This window comes from Paenibacillus sp. Cedars (assembly GCF_003184205.1).
GTDB lineage: Bacteria > Bacillota > Bacilli > Paenibacillales > Paenibacillaceae > Paenibacillus_AQ > Paenibacillus_AQ glucanolyticus.
Window position 1 is genome coordinate 3,048,636 of record NZ_CP020866.1, and the last position, 21,515, is coordinate 3,070,150.

Annotated in this window: 16 protein-coding genes, 1 pseudogene and 1 other annotated feature; of the genes and pseudogenes, 4 read left to right on the plus strand and 13 right to left on the minus strand. The window is 48.7% G+C overall.

Going from position 1 to position 21,515, the window contains the following annotated elements; translation table 11 throughout:
* Nucleotides 1–134 precede the first annotated feature (134 nt).
* Together B9D94_RS15615 and B9D94_RS15620 are read left to right on the plus strand one after the other, a co-directional pair.
* Entirely contained in the window at nucleotides 135–926 is a 792-nt protein-coding gene (locus B9D94_RS15615; protein ID WP_172963954.1) for a M15 family metallopeptidase, read from the plus strand.
* 194 nt (nucleotides 927–1,120) lie between these two features.
* Nucleotides 1,121–2,584, plus strand: coding sequence for a 4-hydroxyphenylacetate 3-hydroxylase family protein (locus B9D94_RS15620; protein ID WP_148247445.1), 1,464 nt, complete (start codon nucleotides 1,121–1,123; stop codon nucleotides 2,582–2,584).
* A gap of 81 nt (nucleotides 2,585–2,665) precedes the next feature.
* Here the strand turns inward: B9D94_RS15620 and B9D94_RS15625 are convergent, their stop codons facing one another.
* A complete protein-coding gene (locus tag B9D94_RS15625; protein WP_006210042.1) occupies nucleotides 2,666–2,857 on the minus strand; it encodes a hypothetical protein in 192 nt (63 codons plus the stop codon).
* 154 nt (nucleotides 2,858–3,011) lie between these two features.
* Between B9D94_RS15625 and B9D94_RS15630 the strand changes: the two genes are divergently transcribed.
* Together B9D94_RS15630 and B9D94_RS15635 are read left to right on the plus strand one after the other, a co-directional pair.
* Nucleotides 3,012–3,866 carry a protein kinase domain-containing protein gene (locus B9D94_RS15630; RefSeq protein ID WP_148247446.1) on the plus strand — a complete coding sequence of 285 codons (855 nt, stop codon included), beginning with the start codon at nucleotides 3,012–3,014 and terminating at the stop codon, nucleotides 3,864–3,866.
* A gap of 94 nt (nucleotides 3,867–3,960) precedes the next feature.
* On the plus strand, nucleotides 3,961–4,170 hold the full coding sequence (locus B9D94_RS15635) for a hypothetical protein (RefSeq protein WP_076151039.1): 210 nt from the start codon (nucleotides 3,961–3,963) through the stop codon (nucleotides 4,168–4,170).
* Nucleotides 4,171–4,248: 78 nt separating this feature from the next.
* Here B9D94_RS15635 and aac(2')-IIb read toward each other — a convergent pair whose 3' ends face one another.
* The 12 genes and pseudogenes from aac(2')-IIb to B9D94_RS15695 form a co-directional block, all read right to left on the minus strand.
* Complete coding sequence (gene aac(2')-IIb, locus B9D94_RS15640) at nucleotides 4,249–4,968, minus strand: kasugamycin N-acetyltransferase AAC(2')-IIb (RefSeq protein ID WP_148247447.1); 720 nt, start codon at nucleotides 4,966–4,968, stop codon at nucleotides 4,249–4,251.
* 162 nt (nucleotides 4,969–5,130) lie between these two features.
* Nucleotides 5,131–6,507: a Na+/H+ antiporter NhaC gene (nhaC, locus tag B9D94_RS15645; RefSeq protein ID WP_036642685.1), complete on the minus strand. Its 1,377-nt coding sequence runs from the start codon at nucleotides 6,505–6,507 to the stop codon at nucleotides 5,131–5,133.
* A gap of 284 nt (nucleotides 6,508–6,791) precedes the next feature.
* Nucleotides 6,792–7,877, minus strand: coding sequence for an aspartate-semialdehyde dehydrogenase (gene asd / locus B9D94_RS15650; RefSeq protein WP_006210037.1), 1,086 nt, complete (start codon nucleotides 7,875–7,877; stop codon nucleotides 6,792–6,794).
* 192 nt (nucleotides 7,878–8,069) lie between these two features.
* Nucleotides 8,070–8,333 (minus strand) — a binding site (T-box leader).
* Between the two features lie 207 nt (nucleotides 8,334–8,540).
* On the minus strand, nucleotides 8,541–9,194 hold the full coding sequence (locus tag B9D94_RS15655) for a phosphatase PAP2 family protein (protein WP_148247448.1): 654 nt from the start codon (nucleotides 9,192–9,194) through the stop codon (nucleotides 8,541–8,543).
* 137 nt (nucleotides 9,195–9,331) lie between these two features.
* Entirely contained in the window at nucleotides 9,332–10,930 is a 1,599-nt protein-coding gene (locus B9D94_RS15660) for an amidohydrolase (protein WP_148247449.1), read from the minus strand.
* A gap of 125 nt (nucleotides 10,931–11,055) precedes the next feature.
* Complete coding sequence (locus B9D94_RS15665; RefSeq protein ID WP_063479408.1) at nucleotides 11,056–12,288, minus strand: RICIN domain-containing protein; 1,233 nt, start codon at nucleotides 12,286–12,288, stop codon at nucleotides 11,056–11,058.
* A 289-nt stretch (nucleotides 12,289–12,577) separates the two neighbouring features.
* Nucleotides 12,578–12,736 (minus strand): annotated as a pseudogene (locus tag B9D94_RS15670) (VOC family protein); the annotation flags it as partial.
* A 98-nt stretch (nucleotides 12,737–12,834) separates the two neighbouring features.
* Nucleotides 12,835–15,219: a polyprenyl synthetase family protein gene (locus B9D94_RS15675; protein ID WP_148247450.1), complete on the minus strand. Its 2,385-nt coding sequence runs from the start codon at nucleotides 15,217–15,219 to the stop codon at nucleotides 12,835–12,837.
* 107 nt (nucleotides 15,220–15,326) lie between these two features.
* Nucleotides 15,327–16,094 (minus strand): alpha/beta hydrolase, encoded by a 768-nt coding sequence (locus B9D94_RS15680; protein WP_148247451.1) that lies wholly within the window; start codon nucleotides 16,092–16,094, stop codon nucleotides 15,327–15,329.
* Nucleotides 16,095–16,242: 148 nt separating this feature from the next.
* On the minus strand, nucleotides 16,243–19,713 hold the full coding sequence (locus B9D94_RS15685) for a glycoside hydrolase family 2 TIM barrel-domain containing protein (RefSeq protein WP_148248801.1): 3,471 nt from the start codon (nucleotides 19,711–19,713) through the stop codon (nucleotides 16,243–16,245).
* Nucleotides 19,714–19,971: 258 nt separating this feature from the next.
* Nucleotides 19,972–20,736 (minus strand): ABC transporter permease, encoded by a 765-nt coding sequence (gene fetB / locus B9D94_RS15690; RefSeq protein WP_036642701.1) that lies wholly within the window; start codon nucleotides 20,734–20,736, stop codon nucleotides 19,972–19,974.
* Complete coding sequence (locus B9D94_RS15695; RefSeq protein ID WP_006210030.1) at nucleotides 20,733–21,485, minus strand: ABC transporter ATP-binding protein; 753 nt, start codon at nucleotides 21,483–21,485, stop codon at nucleotides 20,733–20,735. The genes fetB and B9D94_RS15695 overlap by 4 nt, the downstream gene beginning before the upstream one ends.
* Nucleotides 21,486–21,515 lie beyond the last annotated feature (30 nt).

Consider the following 21,515-nt stretch of genomic DNA (forward strand, 5'->3'; position numbering starts at 1 on the left):
CATGTCATTTCATCCTCCCCAAAAAAGCGAGTCACCTCAAGCTCGTTTTGTTTACATTTCAGAAACATATTAGAGACTCTATCGATATAACTCTCCTATATACTGAGTAAACAGCTAACGAGGAGGGACATCATATGAGAATGAATGGGGTTAAATACAAATCCATTCTACCAGCCGTCATGATCGGTTTGGTGGTTGCAAGTTTAATGATGAACGGTTTCGATACCGTTTCAGGAATGAACCAAGTGGAAGCGGCTGCGGCATCTTCCTCCAGTTCCACCTTCACTGCGTTTTTGGCAAACAACGCACCTGGCCGGACGCTGAAGTATGTTAACGGCGTTACCACGGTCACAAATCTATCAAGTACCGTTGTGCTGGTCAATAAAAAGAGAAACCTGCCTTCCCATTATGTACCGCAAGATTTGGTTATACCCCAAATTCCGTTCAGCTTCTCGGGGCCTAGTCCCAAAAAACAGATGAGAAAAATAGCTGCAACCTCGCTGGAAAAACTGTTCGCTGCCGCCAAGAAAGACGGAATTGATCTCAAAGCTGTGTCGGGCTACCGCTCCTACGCAACCCAAAAATCCATATTCGAACGCAATGCAAGCATTAAGGGCGAGGCTGCTGCCAACAAGACCAGTGCAAGACCAGGACAAAGCGAGCATCAGACCGGTCTGAGCATGGATATATCGAGTGCTTCCGTAGGTTATGCGCTGGAGCAGAGCTTTGGAAATACCAAGGAAGGCAAATGGCTGAAAGTCAACGCCCCTAAATACGGATTCATTATTCGTTACGGTAAAGGTCAGGAGAAAGGGACCGGCTATTCCTACGAGCCTTGGCATGTTCGTTATGTAGGGGTATTCATTGCCGGAGAAATTACGAGACAAAACCTGACCCTCGAGCAATATCTGGAAAAAAAACAATAATAACACGAAACGTTTTTGGGCCATTGCGGGCCCATTTTTTTCGCCTAATTTCCTCTTGAATTTGCTTGCAGGTACAACCGCATATTTTGCAACACAACATGGGGACAAAGTACTCCAGATAGCCTAAACACGTACATTAACAGCAGCAGACAGGTTAGTTAGCACAGTATGATTTTCGCAAAGAGGTGAAAACAGTGCCTATTAAATCGGGGAAAGAGTATATCGAGCGGATTGATAAGCAAAATATCAACATTTGGTATAAAGGAGAACGTATCGAAGGTCCTTTATCACAGCATCCTGCATTTCAAGGTCTTATTGAAACCCAAGCCGATCTTTATGATATGCAATGTGATGCGTGCTATTTAGACCGGATGACCTATCCTTCACCTGATACGGGAGAGCTTGTTGGTTTATCTTTTCTCCCGCCAAGGAATGCCGAGGATTTACAAAAACGCAGAATCATGATGGAGCTCTGGGCGAACAGGCACCATGGATTCTTAGGACGCTCTCCCGATTACATGAACACCGCGATCATGGCTCTATTCACGGCCGCTGATATTCTTGAAGAGCATAATCCGCAATATGCCGACAACCTCAGGCGATATTATGCTTACTGCCGGGAGCATGATATTACCTTGTCCCATGCGTTCATCCAGCCCTACGCGAGCAAGCTATCCGGTCAGAATGACGATGTAGAGGATTCCATCGCTGCTAAAGTCGTAGAAATTAACGACAACGGGATGGTCATAAGCGGAGCTTTTATGATGGCTACGCAAGGTGCTACTTGTGAGGAGATGTTAGTCTTTCCGACTCCGTCACCCACGATATTCAATAATGTGAATCCATCTGCCTTTGCCTTTGCGGTACCCAATGATCTGCCAGGGATGGCTTTTATCTGCCGCGAGAGTTACGGAGCCAGCTCCACCTATGATCACCCCTTGAGCGCAAGGTACGAAGAGATGGATACACTCGTTATATTTGATCGTGTTCTTGTGCCGCATGATCGCATATTTTATTACGGGGATGAAGCCTATGCGGGGCGATTGTTTGGCGAGAGTCACTTCCATACCCATATGGCCCATCAAATCACCACTCGTTATATTGTAAAAACCGAGTTTTTACTCGGTTTGCTAGAGTCATTGGCAGATGAGCAAAATGTAGGGCTTGAGCCGCAAATGGTTTTGAACGTTTCCAAGATTATTACATTCCTCGAGACCTTTAAAGCCTTAAGACTGGCTTCTGAGCAAGGCGCACTCCATGATAAATTCGGATATCTCGTTCCTGCCACCAGCCCGCTCCTGGCTTCCAGCATCCTGTTCCCCAAGTTCTATCCTGAGATGGTTGAGATGATTCAAATTCTGGGTTCCAGCGGCCTGATCATGATTCCCTCCGAGCTGGATTTCGATTCGGATACAGGACACTACCTCGATCAATATTTAAAAGGCACAACCTCAGAGGCCTACGACCGCATCGCCTTGTTCAGGCTCGCCTGGGAGCTTGGGGCAAGCTCATTCGGTGGCCGGCAAACCCAGTTCGAACGATTCTTCTTCGGCAATGCACATACGGTCGCTTATCGCATGTACAACAGTTATGAGGATCACGAACAGCTCCGGCAATTGATCAACGATTTTATAGCCAAAAACAACAGTGCATCTTAGCACAATATGAGGCGGAACGAAACTCATATCATAACCTCTCTCATGCCTGTAAGGTATGGGAGAGGTCTTGTAGAGTTGACCTTACATAACAATCCTTGCTTTGAAGAGCTCCTCCAGCATAGAGATTTCAATGGGAACAGCCTGCTCCCTAGCCGTGCGAAGCAGCGACAATGCTGCAGTATATCCCAGGTTATTCATGATATAGCTCTGCTGGCTCGCATCCTCATTCGTTACACCTGTTTCAGTTGCTTTATTAAGCTGTTTCGTCATCATACCGGCATATCAGCGCTTGAGTTTCGAAGAAAGATAGAGTCGAGCTGGTTCTTGCACCTTCCGCTACTCGTATAATCCCATCAAAAAGCATATAATGTACGTTGATAGCGGTCTGAGATATTTGGATTTACCAAAAAGGAGAGTTGGAGTCGATATGCGTCTTATTTCATCCTTGAGCTCCTTCATCAACGCTTGGCGGGACTATCCGGCCGAGAAGAATACGGTTCTGGGAAATCGCTATATTGTTCAAAACATGATTGGCGAAGGCAGTTACGGCTTAATATATAAGTGCATGGATCGGAAAAGTGGTCAGATTGTAGCCGTCAAACAAGCAAGACCCAGCAAAGGCAGCTACGCAGAACACTTGCTGAATCGGGAGGCTGCCATATTAAAATCTCTTCAGCATTCGCATATTCCGGCTTACCTGGATCTTTTTACGGACCATCGCCATATCTATCTGGTAATGTCCTATATGAATGGAGATACGCTGGAAGACTTGATTTTTGAACAAAACCAAAAATATCAGGAAGCCGATTGCGTGTCTATTACGATGCAGCTTATGGAGCTGGTGCTGTACCTTCATAAACAAGGTTTTGTTCATCTCGATCTGCGAATTCCCAACGTGCTGTTTAAGAATGGAGAATTGAATCTCATCGATTTTGGGTTGGCACGCAGAATTGGCGAGCCGCCTCCGCTTCGGAAGCCAACACGGCCATGGTTCCGTCATGGCAGCAAAATATCTTCTGAACGCCATAAAATATCGCAGGAAAGCGAGGATCTGCAGGACATCGGCCATTTTATGCTGTTTATGCTGTATTCGGTCTATGAGCCCGAGAGCAGCCAAAGCGTTATCGCCGAGCGAAGCTGGCAGGAAGAATTGCAGCTCTCCAGTGAGTTGAAAATGATGATTGAACGCTTACTCCAGCTGCGAGATCCATATTCTGGATCTTCAGAGTTTATGAAAGAGCTGCGCTGGCTGGTTAACGCCAAAAACTTCCCATCCAAATGATAGGAGGCCCTGAAGTTGATTATGGGGCTTACTCTGTGGTACGATCCGATTACGTAGACTGGAATAAGATGAACTAGAAAGGAGGAAGACCGAAATGTTTAAGAAAATAATCAATAAGCTTCTTCACTCCTCATCTCATAGTGATAGTCGAAGGCATCATGGCAGCTCTGCTAAGAATTACGGAAGAAAATACAGCAGCAGCCATGGGTATTCACGTCGTAAAGGCTCTTCTTCAGATTACAAGCGCAGGCATGGAAATCAAGGGCATGGCTATTATAAAAATAGAAGAGGCAGCTCAAGCTGACGATATGGAACCAAGCACTTCTCCCCTCACATGGTTGAGGGGATTTTTTGCGAGGAATGTCATACTGCAGCAATGATTTCATTTGATGGTGAAATTGACTCCATACAAGGACAATCCCAGCTTTCCGGCTACCCGCTGGGAGGAGAGATTCTCCCATGAAGTACTGTAGAGCGGCAATGCCCCCATCTCTCGCACGGCCATCGCCCAACCCGCAACAACTGCGGCGGCGTATCCCCTGCCGCGAAACTCGCCCAACGTCTCAAGCCCGGCTTCGTGTGCTTTTGCTGTCACCCGAACGCTGCGGCAGACCGATACTATCCTGCGGTCATGTACAAGTGCCACGCAAGGCTGTACGTATTCTATTTCAGAGGCAAGGCATTCGAAACCGGCAAGCGAATGATCGCTCATATGTTCTCGGGTGATGCGTACCACCTGGATGGTCGACGTCGTTTGAACTGGAATACAATAACAGGGTCCCGTCGCGTGATGTCCGCTCTGGAGAAGCTTCATATACGACCCGAAATGTTTGGGCTTCGCTTGGAAATCTCTCATAATCGGCTCGTCCTCGACCAGTTCTTTCAATAGAAGAGCAAGACTATCTGGAACATCATGGCGAAACCTGCAAAGTGCCGTCCCGTCTATCGTCCGACCCAGGAAAAAACGCGGGGCTGGATCCTCACCCGGCCATGGCTCGTGGATTGCGCGGATCCGCCCGTTTGGATCATGCGTGAACATCGCCTCTACGTGCAGCTCCATCAGCTCTTCGGCCGTGGGCTCGTTATCCCTGCAATGATTCAAGCTCTCATCCCCTTTTCAAATAAAAGATGTTTGCTGTGCTCCTTATCATCGTACCAAATCCATCCCGTTATGGCTCGGGTTTAAATCATTATAAACAAATAAACAGCCCCGTTTCCTGAACATCTGGAGACGGGGCTGTTTATCATCCATGGATCTCAAAATTCATGTTTCTCGTCCAAGCGAGTTTCGCTGCAACCTTGGTATGAATGCATAGGCAAATGTGAACAGCGGACTTAACCATAAGAATACGGCATAAGGTGCATATTCCACAACCGGAACGCCAAGGGTAGCCGCGAAGAAGGCCCCGCTGACACCCCAAGGGATTAACGGATTCACAAGCGTGCCGCAGTCCTCCAATGTACGGGAGAGCGTCTTCGCTGGAATTCCACGGCGGGCGTATTCCTCCTTGAACATTTGTCCTGGCAAAAGAATGGACAAGTATTGCTCGCCCGTCATACCGTTTACCGCGATTGAAGAAGCGCCCGTCATGAGGACAATGCTGCACTTTCGCTTCAAGGGTTGAATGATTTTATGAAAAAAGGCTTCAATGATACCGCAATGCTGAAGCAATCCTCCTAACGATAAAGCAATCAAGATCAGGGACACGGACCACATCATCGACTGCAATCCACCACGGTTGACTATGGAAGCCACGATTTCGTTCGTGATTGTGCTCTTGTAACCACTTTGCATGACACTAAACCAGACATCGATGGCCGTCTGCTGCTGAACGAATGCGGTTACCATAAGTCCGGTAACAATACCCACAATCAGTGTTGGGAGGATCGGAAGCCGCTTGATGGAGCAAGCAATAACGGCGAGCGGCGATATCAATGTCAGCCAATGAAGTTGGAACCCATCATTCAGAGCTACCTTCATTTGCTCGATTGAAGACAAATCCAGGGAGTCCGTCGTTGGTGCGAACAGGAAAAAGACCGTTGTAACAATAAGTGCCGGTACGGTAGTGTAAACCATGTTGCCAATATGAGTGAAGAGTGATATTCCCGCTACCGCGGGAGCAAAATTCGTTGTGTCGGATAACGGAGACATCTTATCGCCGAAACAAGCACCGCAGATCACCGCTCCGGCTGCCAGGGTTGGAGAAACGCCCGTTGTTGCGGCAATTCCCATAAAGGCAACGCCAACCGTGCTGACAGTCGTAAATGAGCTTCCGGTGAACATAGAGACCACGATGGTCACATATAACGCGCTTACCGCAAAATAATGCGGCTCTATATAATCCATGCCATAGTATAAAATCGTTGGCACCGTGCCGCTCATCATCCATACAGCGATCAGAATTCCGATGAGCGATAGAATGAGAATCGGCATAATGGCCGTTTGAATTCCCTGGATGATGGCAGATTCGAGCTTCTTCCAGGAGAAACCGAATAAACGCAGCAGCGCGGCTGTGCCAACGGTGGTTGCAAGCAGCGGCAGATGCGGCTCCGCTTTGAGAAGAAAGATGGAGACAAACAGCAGTGCCAGAATAAATACGATGAGGATGATGCTTTTGGAGAAACTGAGCTGACGTTCCATGATGATGAGACTCCTTGTACATTAATATGGGAGGGAGATTTGATTTGATACCCGTCCCTTCTTATGCAGCATTTGTTTTGATGGTTAATATGTTTTACTTTCTCGCTTTTGCGCTTTTTTGCTTTTGGGCATTGAAGCACAGAAATTCACTATAAACGATAGTGTGGACTTAGTCAACGTCATGATCCGCCGGGAGAGGACACTTTAACCAGCATCAGTATGGATTGTGAAATGACAAAAAAAGACGGCTGCACAAGCAGCCGCCCTTTGGAAATCCCTATGCGTTATTTAGCTTGAATATATCCTTCCGCTTTCAACAGCTCAGCGATCAGAACAGCACCGCCTGCAGCGCCGCGCAGCGTATTGTGCGAGAGTCCGACAAATTTATAGTCGTAGATCGAATCCTCGCGCAATCTTCCTACCGAGACGCCCATACCACGCTCGATGTCACGATCCAGCTTGGTCTGAGGTCTGTTATCTTCCTCAAAATACGTGATGAACTGCTCTGGCGCACTCGGGAGACGCAATTCTTGCGGTCTACCCTTGAATTGCCGCCACCGGTCCAGGATTTCATCCTTCGCCGGCTTGTTCTCGAACGATGCAAACACAGTAGCTAAGTGGCCGTCCGTTACAGGGACACGAATACATTGCGTCGTAATCAGAGGTGAGCTTGCTTTAACGATTTCGCCATCTGCCACGCTTCCCCAGATGCGCAGCGGCTCCTGCTCGCTCTTCTCTTCCTCGCCGCCGATGTACGGAATCACGTTATCCAGCATATCCGGCCAATCGGTAAAGTTCTTGCCGGCTCCGGAAATCGCTTGATACGTCGAGGCAACCACGTGGGTAGGCTTATAATCGAGTAAGGCATGAAGTGCCGGGACATAGCTCTGAATGGAGCAGTTAGGCTTAACCGCAATGAACCCGCTCGAAGTCCCCAGCCGTTTTCTCTGTGCAGCAATGACATCCATATGACCCGGGTTAATTTCTGGAATAACCATCGGTACATCCGGAGTCCAGCGATGTGCCGAGTTGTTGGAAATGACCGGCGTGCCTGTCTTGGCATAAGCCTCTTCCAGTGCTTGTATTTCATTCTTCTTCATATCCACTGCGCAAAATACGAAATCGACCTCTGCAGCAACCTTCTCCACTTGTGAAGCATCCTGTACGACAATGCTTTTCACAGGATCCGGGATAGGGGTAGCCAGCTTCCAGCGGCCTTGCACAGATTCTTCATAGGTTTTGCCAGCAGAGCTCTTGCTTGCCGCAATAGAGGTTACCTGGAACCATGGATGTCCATCCAGCAATTGTACAAAACGTTGACCAACCATACCTGTTCCACCAACAATACCAACTTTAAGTTTTTCTGACATTCGTTGCTCATATCCTTCCATAGTGGCGTCATGTTCCCCATACATCGGTTCTAATCTAGAGTACGGATAATGGCATGCAATATGCTTCTTCTTAGATAACTATTCAACTCGTCTGAATTGGTGTAGGATTCCTACCTTGAGCCTTCGTTTTTCTTCTGATATAACAAAAAATCCCACCCCCAAGACCGTAGTCTCAGGGACGAGATTGTTACACTCGCGGTACCACCCCAAATTTGCAAATATGTCGCCATATTCGCCTCGTCGAGTACGGCATTACAACGTAATGCATATACCCTAGCTCTGTAACAGGAGCTCCTGGCACATCATCCACCTCTCATGAGGTTTCCATGTGCTGCTTCGAGTCTTTTTTCAATAAAGAACGCTTCACTCCTTCTCAACTGCCGGAGCTCTCTGTGCAAGAATTCATTTATTTACTCGTCTCTTCATCGCATTTATTAGAATCATTATATATAAAACCATATCGCAGGTAAACCTTATTTATAAAATTTTCGGAAAGGATGATCCATTGAGGGTATCTTATTCCAGTTACGATGTTCACTACGATTCGGTTTTGAACACTTGCTTGCAAGCAAACCAGCTGCGGAGCCGCCCGGGGCCCTCAGCCTGATCTGTCTCTGATTGACTTTTAATTTTGACGGAACCTCAAGATAAGTTCTCCTCGCGGACGAATTCCGCTGTTGGCGCAGAACGCTGTCCGTGGAACCCTCTTCCAACCCAATACCACAGAACCTCCACCACCGCGATTGCACCCGCTACGTCCAGCAGAACATGCTGCTTCACGAACAAGGTAGATCCAATGATGAACCACGCACATATTTTCACTGCAGTCCGTTCCCTGTTGGAAAAACCGGCACTGGTGACCGCACCCTTGATCATCAAATAACTGGTCAGCACATGAATGCTTGGAAAGCAGTTGTAAGGATTATCCGTGCTGTACACCAGGTTCACTAGCCAGTCAAGAATCCCCGCCTCCATGATCAGTGGCCGATCAACCGTTGTCTGGAACAAGAAAAACGTGATGTAACAAGCGATTAAACCGATGCACTGCGACAGCAGCGTCCGATAATACACACTTCGATCTCTGGCACAGAACAGAAAGAGCATAATAATTATAAATGGGTACCATATCAGATAGGGAATAATAAAAATCGGCATAAATGGAATGGCGGCATCCAGATCCGTCATCAGACTGTACACCGGCATATGCGCCTGATTCAGGATACCATAAAAAATGTTGAGCGCAGGAATCATTAGAATCCACAACATCGGGAGATAGGTTTTCCATTTCCGGTTCACAGACTTCCTCCCTTCCTCGGCACTTTCGGTCGATACCATTATATGAAGCAGAGACACGTCTACACACCTGTTTGCCATCTCAAAATACAAAAAGCAGCCCGATAACGGACTGCTCGCTGCTTGCTTGTCGTTAATTCTTAAGCCCTGTAACCGATTTTCCCGTTGACAATCGTCATCCTGACACTTGTGCGAAGCAGGTCATCCGGGTCCATTCCATCAGCCAAGTTACGATCCACAACCGTAAAATCCGCGTATTTGCCGAGTTCAATACTTCCCCGCTGACCCGCTTCTCCTGCGGCGCCCGCGCTGCCGCTTGTAAACAGCCGGATCGCTTCCGTTATGCTCAGCTTCTCTTCCGGCATATACCCCTCATGACTCTCTTCCGGCTTGCGTCTCGTGACGGCGGCATGAATTCCGAGCAGCGGGTTCAGCGGCTCAATGGGTGCATCGCTGCCGCCTGAACAAGGCAGCCCTGTAAGCAGCCATTTTTTCCATGCATACAGCCAGCTTGTCCGATCAGGGCCGACACGCTCCAGCACCCATGGAAAATCGCTGGCTACGAAACGAGGCTGCAGGTCAACGGCTAAATTCAGCTTGCTCATTCGCTTCACCGCATCCGGGTGTACAACTTGAGCATGGATGAAGCGGTCCGGCAGCCTGGCTTCCCTACTCAGCGGAAGTTGCTCCAGCACCTCTGTCATCATTTCAGCCGCACCGTCTCCAATTGCATGGAATGCAACAGGATAACCGAGCTTGCGTGCTCTGCCGACAATCTCCCTCAGCTCCTCCGGAGAATGCATGGCCAGGCCTCGGGTATGCGGAGCATCATAATAGGCTTCCTTAAGCAGCGCTGTTCTGCCTCCGATCGCACCATCAGCAAAAAGCTTGACGGCACCGATACGGTTCCAGTTACTTCCGCTGCCTGCCTGGATACCAAGTGCCTCCATCTCATCCAGAAAGCCATGATACATCAGCTGATGCGTTCGGAAGTAAAGGCCCTCCTCCTTGAGCTCGCGATGGATGCGAAGCATAGCTTCAACACTGCCCAGCAAACGAAGATCCTCGGTATGTGCTCCAGTAAGGCCGAGCCGAAGCGCATCCTGACAGGCCTGAAACATCACCGTTTTCAGCATGGACGGATCAGGCACTGGCTGGACATCGGCAAAAGGGGCCGAAGCGTTCTCGTAGATACAGCCGTTTAGTCGGCCATCCAAACCGCGGCCAAATGCCCCCGACTCCGGATCAGGCGTATCGGCTGTGACACCCGCTCTGCGGAAAGCCTCCGAATTCCCAAGATAAGCATGGAAGCAGGTTCTGGTCAGATACACCGGATGCTCCGTTGTGATTTCATCCAGCTCCAGCAGGTGTGGAATCTTCCCGTCAGGAAAGTTGTTCTCGTTCCAGTTGAGACCCAGAATCCACTCTCCGGGCGGCGTAACGGCTGCCCGCGCCCGCAGCATGGCCAGCATCTCTTCCTTGGAAGCCGCTTCGGTAAAATCAAGCATGCCCAGCTTCATTCCATGCATGCCGAGATGCATATGGGCGTCGACCAGGCCGGGCAGCACGCAGCCTCCGTCCCAATCCACCGTTCGATAGTCCCTGCCCGCCAGCTGCAGCCGCAGCTCGGCAGTTTTTCCAATGGCACGTATGACTCCATCCTCCACGTATACGGAATCCGCAGGTGAAGCGGCATGAGGTAAAAAAAGCTGGCCGTTAGTGAATAGAACAGGCTGCATATCCGAACTCCTCCTGATTTTTTCATTATTATACCAAACATGCCGTCACGCGTCAGCCTGTGCCAATGTAAGGATACTTCGAAAAAAATGAAACAAGCAGCCCCCGGAGGGACTGCCTGTTATGATCAGTTGATTTTGGTAAATGCCCACTTCTGCGCATCGGAGCCGTTATCACTCCACTGCTGAATGGCAGCCCCGTCTGCTGTAGAGGCGCTGGCAACGTCCACGACCAGCCCATTGGTTTTGGATATAATTTTGTAGTAACCGCCACCCACATCTACAATCCTCCATCGCTGTGCATTCGACCCATTGTCATCCCACTGCTGCAGCTGGACACCGGTCGCAGTAGATGAGTTCGGTACGTCGAGCACTTTTCCACTGTGTACAGCTGTGAGCTTGTAATATCCGTCTCCCGTGCTCTCAACCCTGAATCTCTGATTATTTGCAACGTAGTTGGTCCACTGCTGGATTTTAGCTCCGCTTGCCGTGGATACATCCACAACATCCATTACCTTGCCGCTTGCCTTGGCAGCTATCGTATAGATGCCGTCACTAATCACGTTCGATGCTCCATTGTCCTGATAAACACGTACATAATCCACCAGCATCTGTGACGGGAACGGCGTTGCGTTATTCGGACTGCCAGGCCAATTCCCGCCGACTGCGAGATTCAGAAGAATAAAGAACGGGCGCTGGAACTCCTCGGTATTGCCGGTCCCATTTTCAATATAAAATTCATTGAACTGCACACCGTCCACAAACCAGCGAATATATTTGGAGTCCCACTCCATGCTGTAAACATGGAACTGCGAGAAATCCAGATTGCCCGATACCCGTCCATATTCCGCGTGTCCTCCTGCGTCCCAGTGTACGGTTCCATTCACGTAAGGGTTATTATTCACCCGCTCCATAATGTCAATCTCTCCGCTCTTCGGCCAACCCACCGAGGTGATGTTGCTTCCAAGCATCCAAAATGCAGGCCAAAGCCCTTGACCCGATGGCAGCTTGATTCGGGCCTCTACCTTCCCGTAAGTAAAGGTTTTTAAATCTTGCGTTTTGATCCGGGCAGAGGTGTAATTCATCCCGCCGTAGGATTCCTTTTGTGCCGTAATCACCAGATTGCCGCCGGTAACCTGCACGTTCTGCGCACGGTCGGTATAATATTGCAGTTCATTATTTCCCCATCCGCCGCTGCCAGTACCGATTTCGGGAGTCCAATTCGCCCTGTTAAGTGAAGTTCCGTTGAACTCGTCGCTCCATACCAGATTCCAGTTCGGCGCTGCGTTTGTTGTGTTAACAGGCAATAGAACGACCAGAAGACTGAACAGTATCACTGCACATATTCCTTTTCTTAGCATCATGTTCCCTCCTATTATTTTCGGATCAAGGTTTCATAGATACCTAGTGTACATACACAGCTGTTCTTCCAGCGGACGGTCCACTGAAGCTGAAATCACCTCTCCTCCTGTTCATGATTCATTGCCCAAAAACCGATCTATGATGAACATTCACTTGTTGCTTAAACTTACATATATTAATGCGCTTACATTTTCATTATATGCCTAACATATACCACTATCAACCTATATTTATATTATTTTACATCTTCGTTTCTTCTTTAAATTCACATCTTCCCACGTGCTTTACGAGCAGCATAAATGCCGGTGTATCAATAGACGGAGCACCTTCCGGTCGCTCCCCTCCCCACTTCGGCATCGTATCCACTATTACCCCTGTACCTTGCATGGGCAGAGGACATAAATGTCCGTTCAGAATATCGCATTCCGCCTCCGCTATTCCCAGCACTCAAGTGTATTGCCTCCTGCAACAGGACAATCAAGCCACAAAAACAGGCCAACCCGTTGAGTCTGGTTGACCTTCTTGAACCTATATAAATTAATGAACTAACTATCCCGATTAACCATATAGTTTAATAAATGCTTTAGAAAAGCAGTGTTCCGCGGCATCTCTTGCAAGGCCTCCACCGCCTGGCAGTAATGTTCCCACATCTCTTGGCTGGCGCCTTCCTGACCCAGGATCGTCACAAAGTTTGACGTGTTGTTCTCCGCATCCTGACCGGTGGGCTTGCCGAGCCGCTCCAGGTCTCCCTGCACATCAAGCAAATCATCCTTAATCTGAAAGGCTATGCCTGCATGATAAGCAAACTTCTTCAACAAGGCGATTTCTGCCTCATTTACCTGAGCCAGAATGGCAGGCATGACCAATGAGGCCTCGAATGCAATACCGGTTTTGTAAAAGCAGATCATATTCAACTGCTCCAGGGTCAGCTTCTTCCCTTTGGAATCCAAATCCATCGCTTGCCCCATGCACATCTCACCAGCCCGTTTAGACGAATACTGGATTAAGGAAACGACAGAGCTAGTATCAAATCCCACAAGCGACGACTGCTCCTCGATCGCCTTCTGAATTAAATACAGACCCGTTATTTCTGCCGTGGCGCTGTTATGGACCTGATGCAGGGTTGGCCTCCCGCGGCGCGTAGATGCGTTATCCTGTGAGGGTAGATCGTCGAAAATCAAGGATGCGGTATGCATATATTCCAGGGATCGGAGGAGCGGCACAATCGCGGAAGGCTCCAATCCGTATTCATTTACCCCCATGACCCAAGTTAAAATCGGCCTTAAACGCTTGCCATCTCCCTCAAGCGTGTAGTTGGCCGTGTCAATCAGCGACACTTGCATGGGCGGTGTATCGCTTGGCTGCTTGATTTGCAATTGGCTGTTGATCTCATCGCGGACGGTTGAAAAGGTGTTCGAAAAGCATTCCTTTTCTTGGCGGTTGTTCCTTAACACCGTGATGATCTGATCCCGCAGCAACTTATCAAAAAAATCCACATGATCTGCTTTCCGCACCATCTTCTGAATCAGTCGATTGAAGTCAGGGTTCCCCGAGGAGAATATCTCCATGATTTCGTTATATTTCTCAATCCCGATCCGTGCTTTACAGCGCTTCAAACCATTAATGGCCCGATCCAGAATCACGTCCCGCGTCTTGGCATCCGAGTCATATACATTGTGGATCAGATGGGAAATGACGGCCCAGTATAATTCGAAGGGGTTGATCAGATCGGCGCGTTGACCGCGATATTTCAGATAATAGGTGTAAGGGGTGACGGCCTCGTCCTCCATGTCATCAAACATATCTGCAAAATCATCGGCCAACTGATTGTAGATGCCGTAAAAGAAGATCCGTTCATCAAAGCCTTCATCCGCTTGAGCGCTTAGAACTGACCGCACAATCAAGCGGGAAGATGACGATTTTAGAATGATCGGCAAATATAACTCTTCATTGGTGTATCGGGCATTGGAAAGATCCTTAATACGATCGATATGCTGCGAATGAAAAAACACGTTGGCTTGCTCGAAAAACGTCTCCTGCGTTTCCGGACGCTGGTGTCCCTTAATATACTCAAAGGCATCACGGAGCTCCGCGTGCACGAAACGGATCAGCTCCACGTTATTACCGCCCCAATCACCTGGCTTCGGTACCGTTCCGGTAAGCAACGCAGTGCGTATCATATGGGAATACTGTTCTTTTTCCTGCTCATTTAAGACGCCCGAGTCCAGTAAATCGTCGATAAAGGGATAGGTTAGACCATAGGAGTAACCGAGCCTGATGGCATCATCGAGACGAGCTGAACGTTCCGCAGGCAATACCGAGTCATCCATATCTTCAATGACATGCAGAACAACGCCCACAATGATCTTCATTAATTTGCGCTGGGCATGCTCTGCATTCATCTCCTTCGGAATATGGCCTGCTACTTGCTTCAGCTTATGGATGACCCATATCACGGCATTCTCGATGCCTTCCTTCTGGCCCCACCGGTATAACCCGGCTAAACTCATGCCATCCGGCGTACCTCCTCCATCCGATTTGGTGGATTGAAGAAGATGTTTTTTTATATCCGCAACCATGCGATGAATGCTGGCTTTCGTGTCTGGCGAGTCCAGGGCCTTGCCCAGATCCCTCATATAAATATAGGAAATGCTTCGATCCAAGTAGCCATCCAGTTTACCTGTATAATGGAGCCACCCAATATATCTATGATAGTCCCGGGTATCAGGTTTTCTCTGTCCCGAGGAAAAAAAGGATAGCCATGAATCACGACGAACATGCTTCCTTTTCCACATTAGAATGTCTTCTGTCAGGATCGGCACATATGTCTTTTCCTTAACCTGTACATAAAGTGATGCAAAATACTGAGCCGCCTTCTGCTCAGCCAGCCGATATCCCGTATCGGCTTGATCTGTATACGCAACATTCATATGATGGAATCCCTCAACTTCTATTGGTGTTAAACATGTACCCATGTTTATAACCTTTATACGCAGAAGTTTCAATCGGGTTACATTCTCGTTAAGATAGCTGAAATCTAATCCATTTCCTGAATCCAATGGTCTAACGCTTCCGTTACTTCTTGCAACTGCTCCTCTGCGGTTAAGTAGGCTTCCCTGTCACCTTTTTGGAAACCGTAAGAACCGAACTGCCCATGGTTAGCCCCTGCAATATCTACATACATGGTACCGTCAGGCAAATTCGTCCTAGCAGTCTCCCATTTCGATCTATCCAATACCCCATCTTGAGTGCCGGTAATTTGAAGCACGGACATGTCCAAACCGTTCAGCGCCCCCTTACCGTCAGCGTAAGATGCCAAGAAAAAAACACCGTCAATGGCATCTGAATGTTCAGCCGCATACCTAGAAGCGAACACACCACCCAAGGAGTGTCCTCCGATCACATATCGGTTGTCTGGGTATTCCTCAATGAAAGAGTCGGCTTTATTTTGTCCGAACACGGCCAGATTCAAGGGCATGGCAGCAATGTACACCCGGTATCCTTTCTCAGCCATTTTCCTGGCAAAAGGCGCATAACTCTTAGGTTCCACTAAACCGCCCGGATAGAAGATGATGTCGGGTGGAAGGCTATCCCCGTTCACGGGCTCGAAGCGGTAACCGTCTGTCAGCTGTTCGACACCGATTTCCGTGTTGCTATGAAACACGGCTTCAGCTTCATCCAGCGGCTTGTACGTAAGTGAATCCAGAATGAGAAGGCATGCGATAACAGCAAGGGACAGGATAGTTACAGTCCATATCGTTATCCTCCGCCAGCTCTTGTTCCCCTGGTTAATGAACTTCTTCATGCTCTTCACGATCCCTTCGGGTCCATTTACTCGTGAGTGAATTATACCGCAGGGTTAATTAATTTTCTATTGAACCTCCGCACGGAAGCATTTACTCATGTATATAAAAAAAAGGCTGCCGATTTTCTCAGCAACCTCGTAAACCCGTTCATGATCCATCGACCCGCACAAACCGGAACCAACCAAAATCAAACTGACTTCCCGGAAGAAAGATGAATGTCACCTTGTAACAACCGGCGATAGGTTCCAGATCAAAAACCTGCTCTTCGTACCCTCTGGACTGCGTAAATTCTACCAGCTGATTGCTCTCTCCTTCTGGACTCTCAAAGCGGATATGAATCGTATTCTTGTCAATCGCAGAGCTGCCGTTAACGATCAATTTCGATGAGCCTGCTTCTGCAAAATCCATCTGATCAAACTCCAGGGAAACATTATTTCCTATCCCTTCAACGGCCTTGTTGTCCACAATGGTAAAGGTATCCCCATAAATTCGGTCGCAATCCGCTGCAAAATTCTGCTCAAATGCTCTATTCCCTTCATGAAAATAGAAACCCTTGATATGCACCTTCTGATGAAGGATAAAACAAATCGAAGTAACGCCCCGCAGCTTCTTCGACAACCGATAGGTTTCTTCCTGATAGACATTCCACTTGGACTCTTTTTGGTAAATACAATCGGCTATTTGTGAGCTGCCTTCTTCACCAGGCATGCCTTCCCAGATTTGCAAAGAGTACTCCTCGCTTGAGAGGGCAAATATCGGGATCGTGATGGTATCGGAGCCGTGAGGACCAAAGTCGATGTCCCGAAATCCGACTTGCGTCTCGCCGTCTCTGCTGGTAGCAACACCTCTTTCATTCCCGTTCCCTACTTCGCCTTGGCTGTAATCATAAAGTCCGGCAGATATGAAAGAGTACGGGTCTTTGTAAGCGGCCCCCAAACCGTCGACTTTGAATTCCAGCTGGGATATAAGCTTGATTTTATCCGTACCGTTTCGGCTTGTACACCGAAGACGAAATTCACCGTCACCCAAGGCCGTTACCTTGGCTTCATGCCCATCGGCTTCTACCCTTGCAATATTGGATTCGATCCCCGCATCGTTCACGACAGCCCATTGGACCTCCTGATAAGAGGTTTCTGGCGGATGCAGTCTGGCACGTACCACCTTCTCACGATTGGACGAATCAAACGCTTGACCCCTTTCGCTGATCAGCTCAATCTTCCGAAGCGGCAGCTCTTCCACACACTCTGTTAAGCTTGGCAGGTTCTCATTCTTCGTGCTGGCCGCTATCCCTTCCGTTCCTTCATTCTGTGCGGCTGTGGAATTCAAGGTAAGAAATTGGCTGTCCAGACCCATGGAAGACACTTCAATCCGGATCTGGCCCGGCTCCAAGGTGGAGCCGATGATCGCCATCAGCTTGCCGCTGAACAGTCTTCTGCTCTGGCCCTTGTACGGATCGTAATCCGTGCTGTCCCCGTTGTCCATACCGAGCAAGCGCCCCGCACCCGTCACATGTACCTGCACCCGGTTATTAGCGTTCTCGACAACATGGCCGGCCTCATCTTCCATCGCAATTTCGACGAACACAAGATCTATGCCGTTCGCGATCAGATTTTCTTTATCCGGGTTCAGAACAATCCTCCTGGCATCACCGAATGAGGTTCGCACATCCGTAGCAATGATGCGACCTGCTTCGTCGTAAGCTATCGCTTTCAATTCCCCTTCGACATAAGGGATCTTCCACCAACCCAATAGCTCCCTTCCGTGTTCATGGTCGATATCATGGGTCCCCATGGTTATGCCATTGAGCTGTAATTCAACTCTCGGCGCGTTTGAGCAAATGCGAACATCGATCATTTGACCGTTGTTAAAATCCCAATAAGGTAACAGATGTACCATCGGTTTAGTCCGGTAATCCGTCCATGCCGCTTGATAGATATAATAGGAGTCCTTCTTGAAAGTCGCTGTATCGATCTGCCCGAAATAAGAGTTTTTGGTATGATACGGCGTAGGTTCACCGATATAGTCGAATCCGGTCCATAGAAATTGTCCGAGTGAGAACGGCATGTCCCGCTCAGCCAGGATGCACGCCTCAGCCGATTTTGCTCCCCAGCTCGTTGAGCTGTTACCCAGGGAAGAACACTGCTCGTCATCGTCTGCCAGGATGGATTTTTCGAACGGGAAATGATAGATGCCCCTGCTTTGTACAACAGACGCGGTCTCACTGCCATAGATGATCCAATCCGGATGCTCCTCATGATGCTTCTCGTAATATTTCTCGGCATAATTGTAACCTGCCACCTTCACGATATCGGCGCATTTCCGAGCATTCTCCCAAGGCATATAATTCGAACCAATGGTAACGCTTGCATTTTGCTTGGGATCGTATTTCAGAACTTCCTCCATCAGCATCCTTGTTACTTCCTGCCCTCTCTCGCCTGCGTGGGTATCATAGATTTCGTTGCCAATGCTCCACATGATGAGGCTTGGATGGTTCCGGTCACGTTGAACCCAGCTCTTCACATCGCGTGGAAACCATTCTTGGAAGAACCGGGCATAGTCATAAGACGTTTTCGAGCGTTCCCACATATCAAAAGCTTCCGAGACGATGAGCATCCCCATCTCATCTGCCAGGTCCATCAGTTCCTTTGCAGGCATGTTGTGTGCTGTGCGTATCGCGTTAGCGCCCATGTCTTTCAGAATGACAAGCCTTCTGGCTAAGGCCGTTTTGTTAAACGCGGCTCCCAAGGCTCCTAGATCATGATGCTCGCAAACCCCGTTCAATTTCAATTTACGGCCGTTTAGAAGAAAGCCTTGATTCGGATCAAGCTGAATATGCCGAAATCCGATGTTGTGGGATATGCTTTCAATAACCTCATGCTGACAATCTGGTTCTGATTCTGATTCCTGATCTGTTCCAGCAAGCCTCATTTCGGTAATCAATTGATACAGGCTGGGTTCATCCGGGCTCCATAACAACGGATTCTCCACGACTAAGGTTTGGCGGTTCGTCGATATGCAATGGACGGCCGCTGCAACCTTCTCGGATCCCTCAGCTATCTTCTGACCTTCCTTCACGATGGTATGCTTGATAAACACATCAGCCATGGTGTTCACTTCCGTGTCGACTTCGACCTGCCATCCGCTTTCGTGCTGCTTGGTCGTGATATAAATGCCGTCCGTCACGATATGGCTCTGATCCCTGGTTTTGAGCCACACGTTACGATAGATGCCCGCTCCTGAATACCAACGGCTGTTCGGGCTTTGATACACAACCTTCACGGTAATGACGTTCTCCCCTTCAACGAGCGCCTCCGTGATCTCGTGTTCGAAGGAAGAATATCCGTACTTCCATTCTCCCACCAATTGACCATTAACATAGACGGAAGAATCCATGTAAACGCCATCAAAACACAATAGCACCTGCTGGTTCTCTTTGCTATCCCACGACCATAACTTCCGGTACCACCCGATGCTGTTCTCATATAAATCCATGGTGTTATAGATCAGCCAGTCGTGGGGTACATCCACAGGTTTAAAGATCAGATTATCCGAATCCGTTACGTCCAGACTGCTTTTGGCAAACGTCCATCCGTCATTGAACAAGGCTTTTTTATTCATGGATGCTGTACTCACTTTCTTCATTTATTGTGATGATGAGAAAACATATTAGCTAATTAAGGCAGTTGATTCTACTATATCATGTTGTTCTATTATCAGAACCCGTATCTGATAAGTTCTAAAGTTTTCAAAGGATTTTCTTTAAGCAAGAATATTCCTGGCCTTCAACGCAACAAAAGAAACCCCGCCGCAATCAGCAGCAGAGCTCCATGGTTGTTCCTATGTATTGCTTCCCAATAGGAATCAGTGCAGTTTGACTCATCGGGTTCCTTCAGGTATCGGCCTCAACTGCAATTCTTTTGTAAGCATCAATCGATAACTTAATATGCTCAAGAGCATACTCGTTATGGCAGCTGAACCCGTGAAGGAGAATACGATCAGAATTTGATAGCGAACGGCTTCCACCGGATCTGCCCCGGCTACAATCATACCTGTCATCATACCCGGTAATTGGACGAGTCCGACTGTTTTCATACTGTCGATTGTTGGAATCATGCTGAATTTAACAGCCCGCTTCCTCACATCCTGCATGGCCTGCGACGCTGTGGCTCCAAGCGAGAGCAGGACTTCAATCTCACCCTTGGAGGATTGAACCTCCCGCCGCATCTGATTCACGTATAACCCGGCTACGACCATGGCGTTCCCGATCGTCATCCCGCTAAGCGGAATGATGTACTGGGGTGTCGGTTCAATAATGTTCAAGCCAAGCAGCATCCCCATCATCAGCAGTTCGGTTGTCAGTATCGACAGCGCAATCCTCCACACGATCCCTCGCATCCCCGGAGCCCGCCGAGCCGCATTCCATGCCGCCACCCCAATCATCACCGAGATGATCATAACCAAATAAATCACATGCTCCGTCCGGAAAATATACTGAAGCACATATCCGATAGCCAGGAGCTGAATGGCTGAACGTATCGTACCCGTCGCAATCTCTTTCTCCAAACCAAGCTTCTGCCATACGGAAATGAGCATGGTCGCGATGACAAAGAGAAGTGTAAAACTAAGCGCCAGTAATGTCATAGTGCAGCCTCGCTAGCCAGGAAACGCACAAATTGCCTTCCCGCTTCTGTTGCCGGCTGACGAAAAAAATCAATCGTTTGCTGATCTTCCAATAATGTGCCCCCGGACATGAACCAGGTCCTGCTGCTGGTCCGTGCTGCCTGCTCCAAATCATGCGTAACCCAGATCATGGTTGTTCCTTCCCTCGCCTGCCATTGTTGCAGCATGTGCTCCACTGCTCTTGCGCTAATATTATCCAGCGATGCGGTAACCTCATCAAGAAGCAGCACGGCTGGCCGCAGCAGCAGCGATCGAATGAGCGCAATCCGCTGCTTCTCTCCACCGGACAGCTCGCTGGCATTCTTCTTGCGATCCAGTCCAGCAAGTAATGTCTCTTCCAGCAATTGCTCGGCAAGCTGCACATCATACACCTCTCCATGAAGACGACTTGCCGTTCCCAAATTATCCTCGACACTGCCTGGTAGCATAACCGCTTGCTGAGCAACGTAACAAATTTCTTTTCTCCACAACCTGGGATCCTTCTCCCGATAGGAGATTCCCGCATAAGATATATCGCCCTGATCCGGCATATCCAGCAGCGCTAACGTCCGCAGCAAAGTGCTTTTTCCTTGGCCCGATGGGCCGATGACAGAGATGCACTCCGGCTGCTGAATGACAGCAGACACTTCTTCAAACAGATAAGGGGATTCCCTGTTGTCTTGGTTCCAGGAATGTTTTGCTAACCGTTGAATTTCCAGAATAGCCGCCAAAATTTAGTAACTCCTCTCATAATCACTCAT

What these genes read in the sequence shown, in the direction of transcription:
- B9D94_RS15615 (WP_172963954.1), top strand. Translation starts at nt 135, where the DNA reads ATGAGAATGAATGGGGTTAAATACAAATCCATTCTACCAGCCGTCATG.
- B9D94_RS15625 (WP_006210042.1), bottom strand. Translation starts at nt 2,857, where the DNA reads ATGATGACGAAACAGCTTAATAAAGCAACTGAAACAGGTGTAACGAAT.
- B9D94_RS15630 (WP_148247446.1), top strand. Translation starts at nt 3,012, where the DNA reads ATGCGTCTTATTTCATCCTTGAGCTCCTTCATCAACGCTTGGCGGGAC.
- B9D94_RS15635 (WP_076151039.1), top strand. Translation starts at nt 3,961, where the DNA reads ATGTTTAAGAAAATAATCAATAAGCTTCTTCACTCCTCATCTCATAGT.
- nhaC (WP_036642685.1), bottom strand. Translation starts at nt 6,507, where the DNA reads ATGGAACGTCAGCTCAGTTTCTCCAAAAGCATCATCCTCATCGTATTT.
- asd (WP_006210037.1), bottom strand. Translation starts at nt 7,877, where the DNA reads ATGTCAGAAAAACTTAAAGTTGGTATTGTTGGTGGAACAGGTATGGTT.
- B9D94_RS15660 (WP_148247449.1), bottom strand. Translation starts at nt 10,930, where the DNA reads ATGCAGCCTGTTCTATTCACTAACGGCCAGCTTTTTTTACCTCATGCC.
- B9D94_RS15665 (WP_063479408.1), bottom strand. Translation starts at nt 12,288, where the DNA reads ATGCTAAGAAAAGGAATATGTGCAGTGATACTGTTCAGTCTTCTGGTC.
- B9D94_RS15675 (WP_148247450.1), bottom strand. Translation starts at nt 15,219, where the DNA reads ATGAATGTTGCGTATACAGATCAAGCCGATACGGGATATCGGCTGGCT.
- B9D94_RS15680 (WP_148247451.1), bottom strand. Translation starts at nt 16,094, where the DNA reads ATGAAGAAGTTCATTAACCAGGGGAACAAGAGCTGGCGGAGGATAACG.
- B9D94_RS15685 (WP_148248801.1), bottom strand. Translation starts at nt 19,713, where the DNA reads ATGAATAAAAAAGCCTTGTTCAATGACGGATGGACGTTTGCCAAAAGC.
- fetB (WP_036642701.1), bottom strand. Translation starts at nt 20,736, where the DNA reads ATGACATTACTGGCGCTTAGTTTTACACTTCTCTTTGTCATCGCGACC.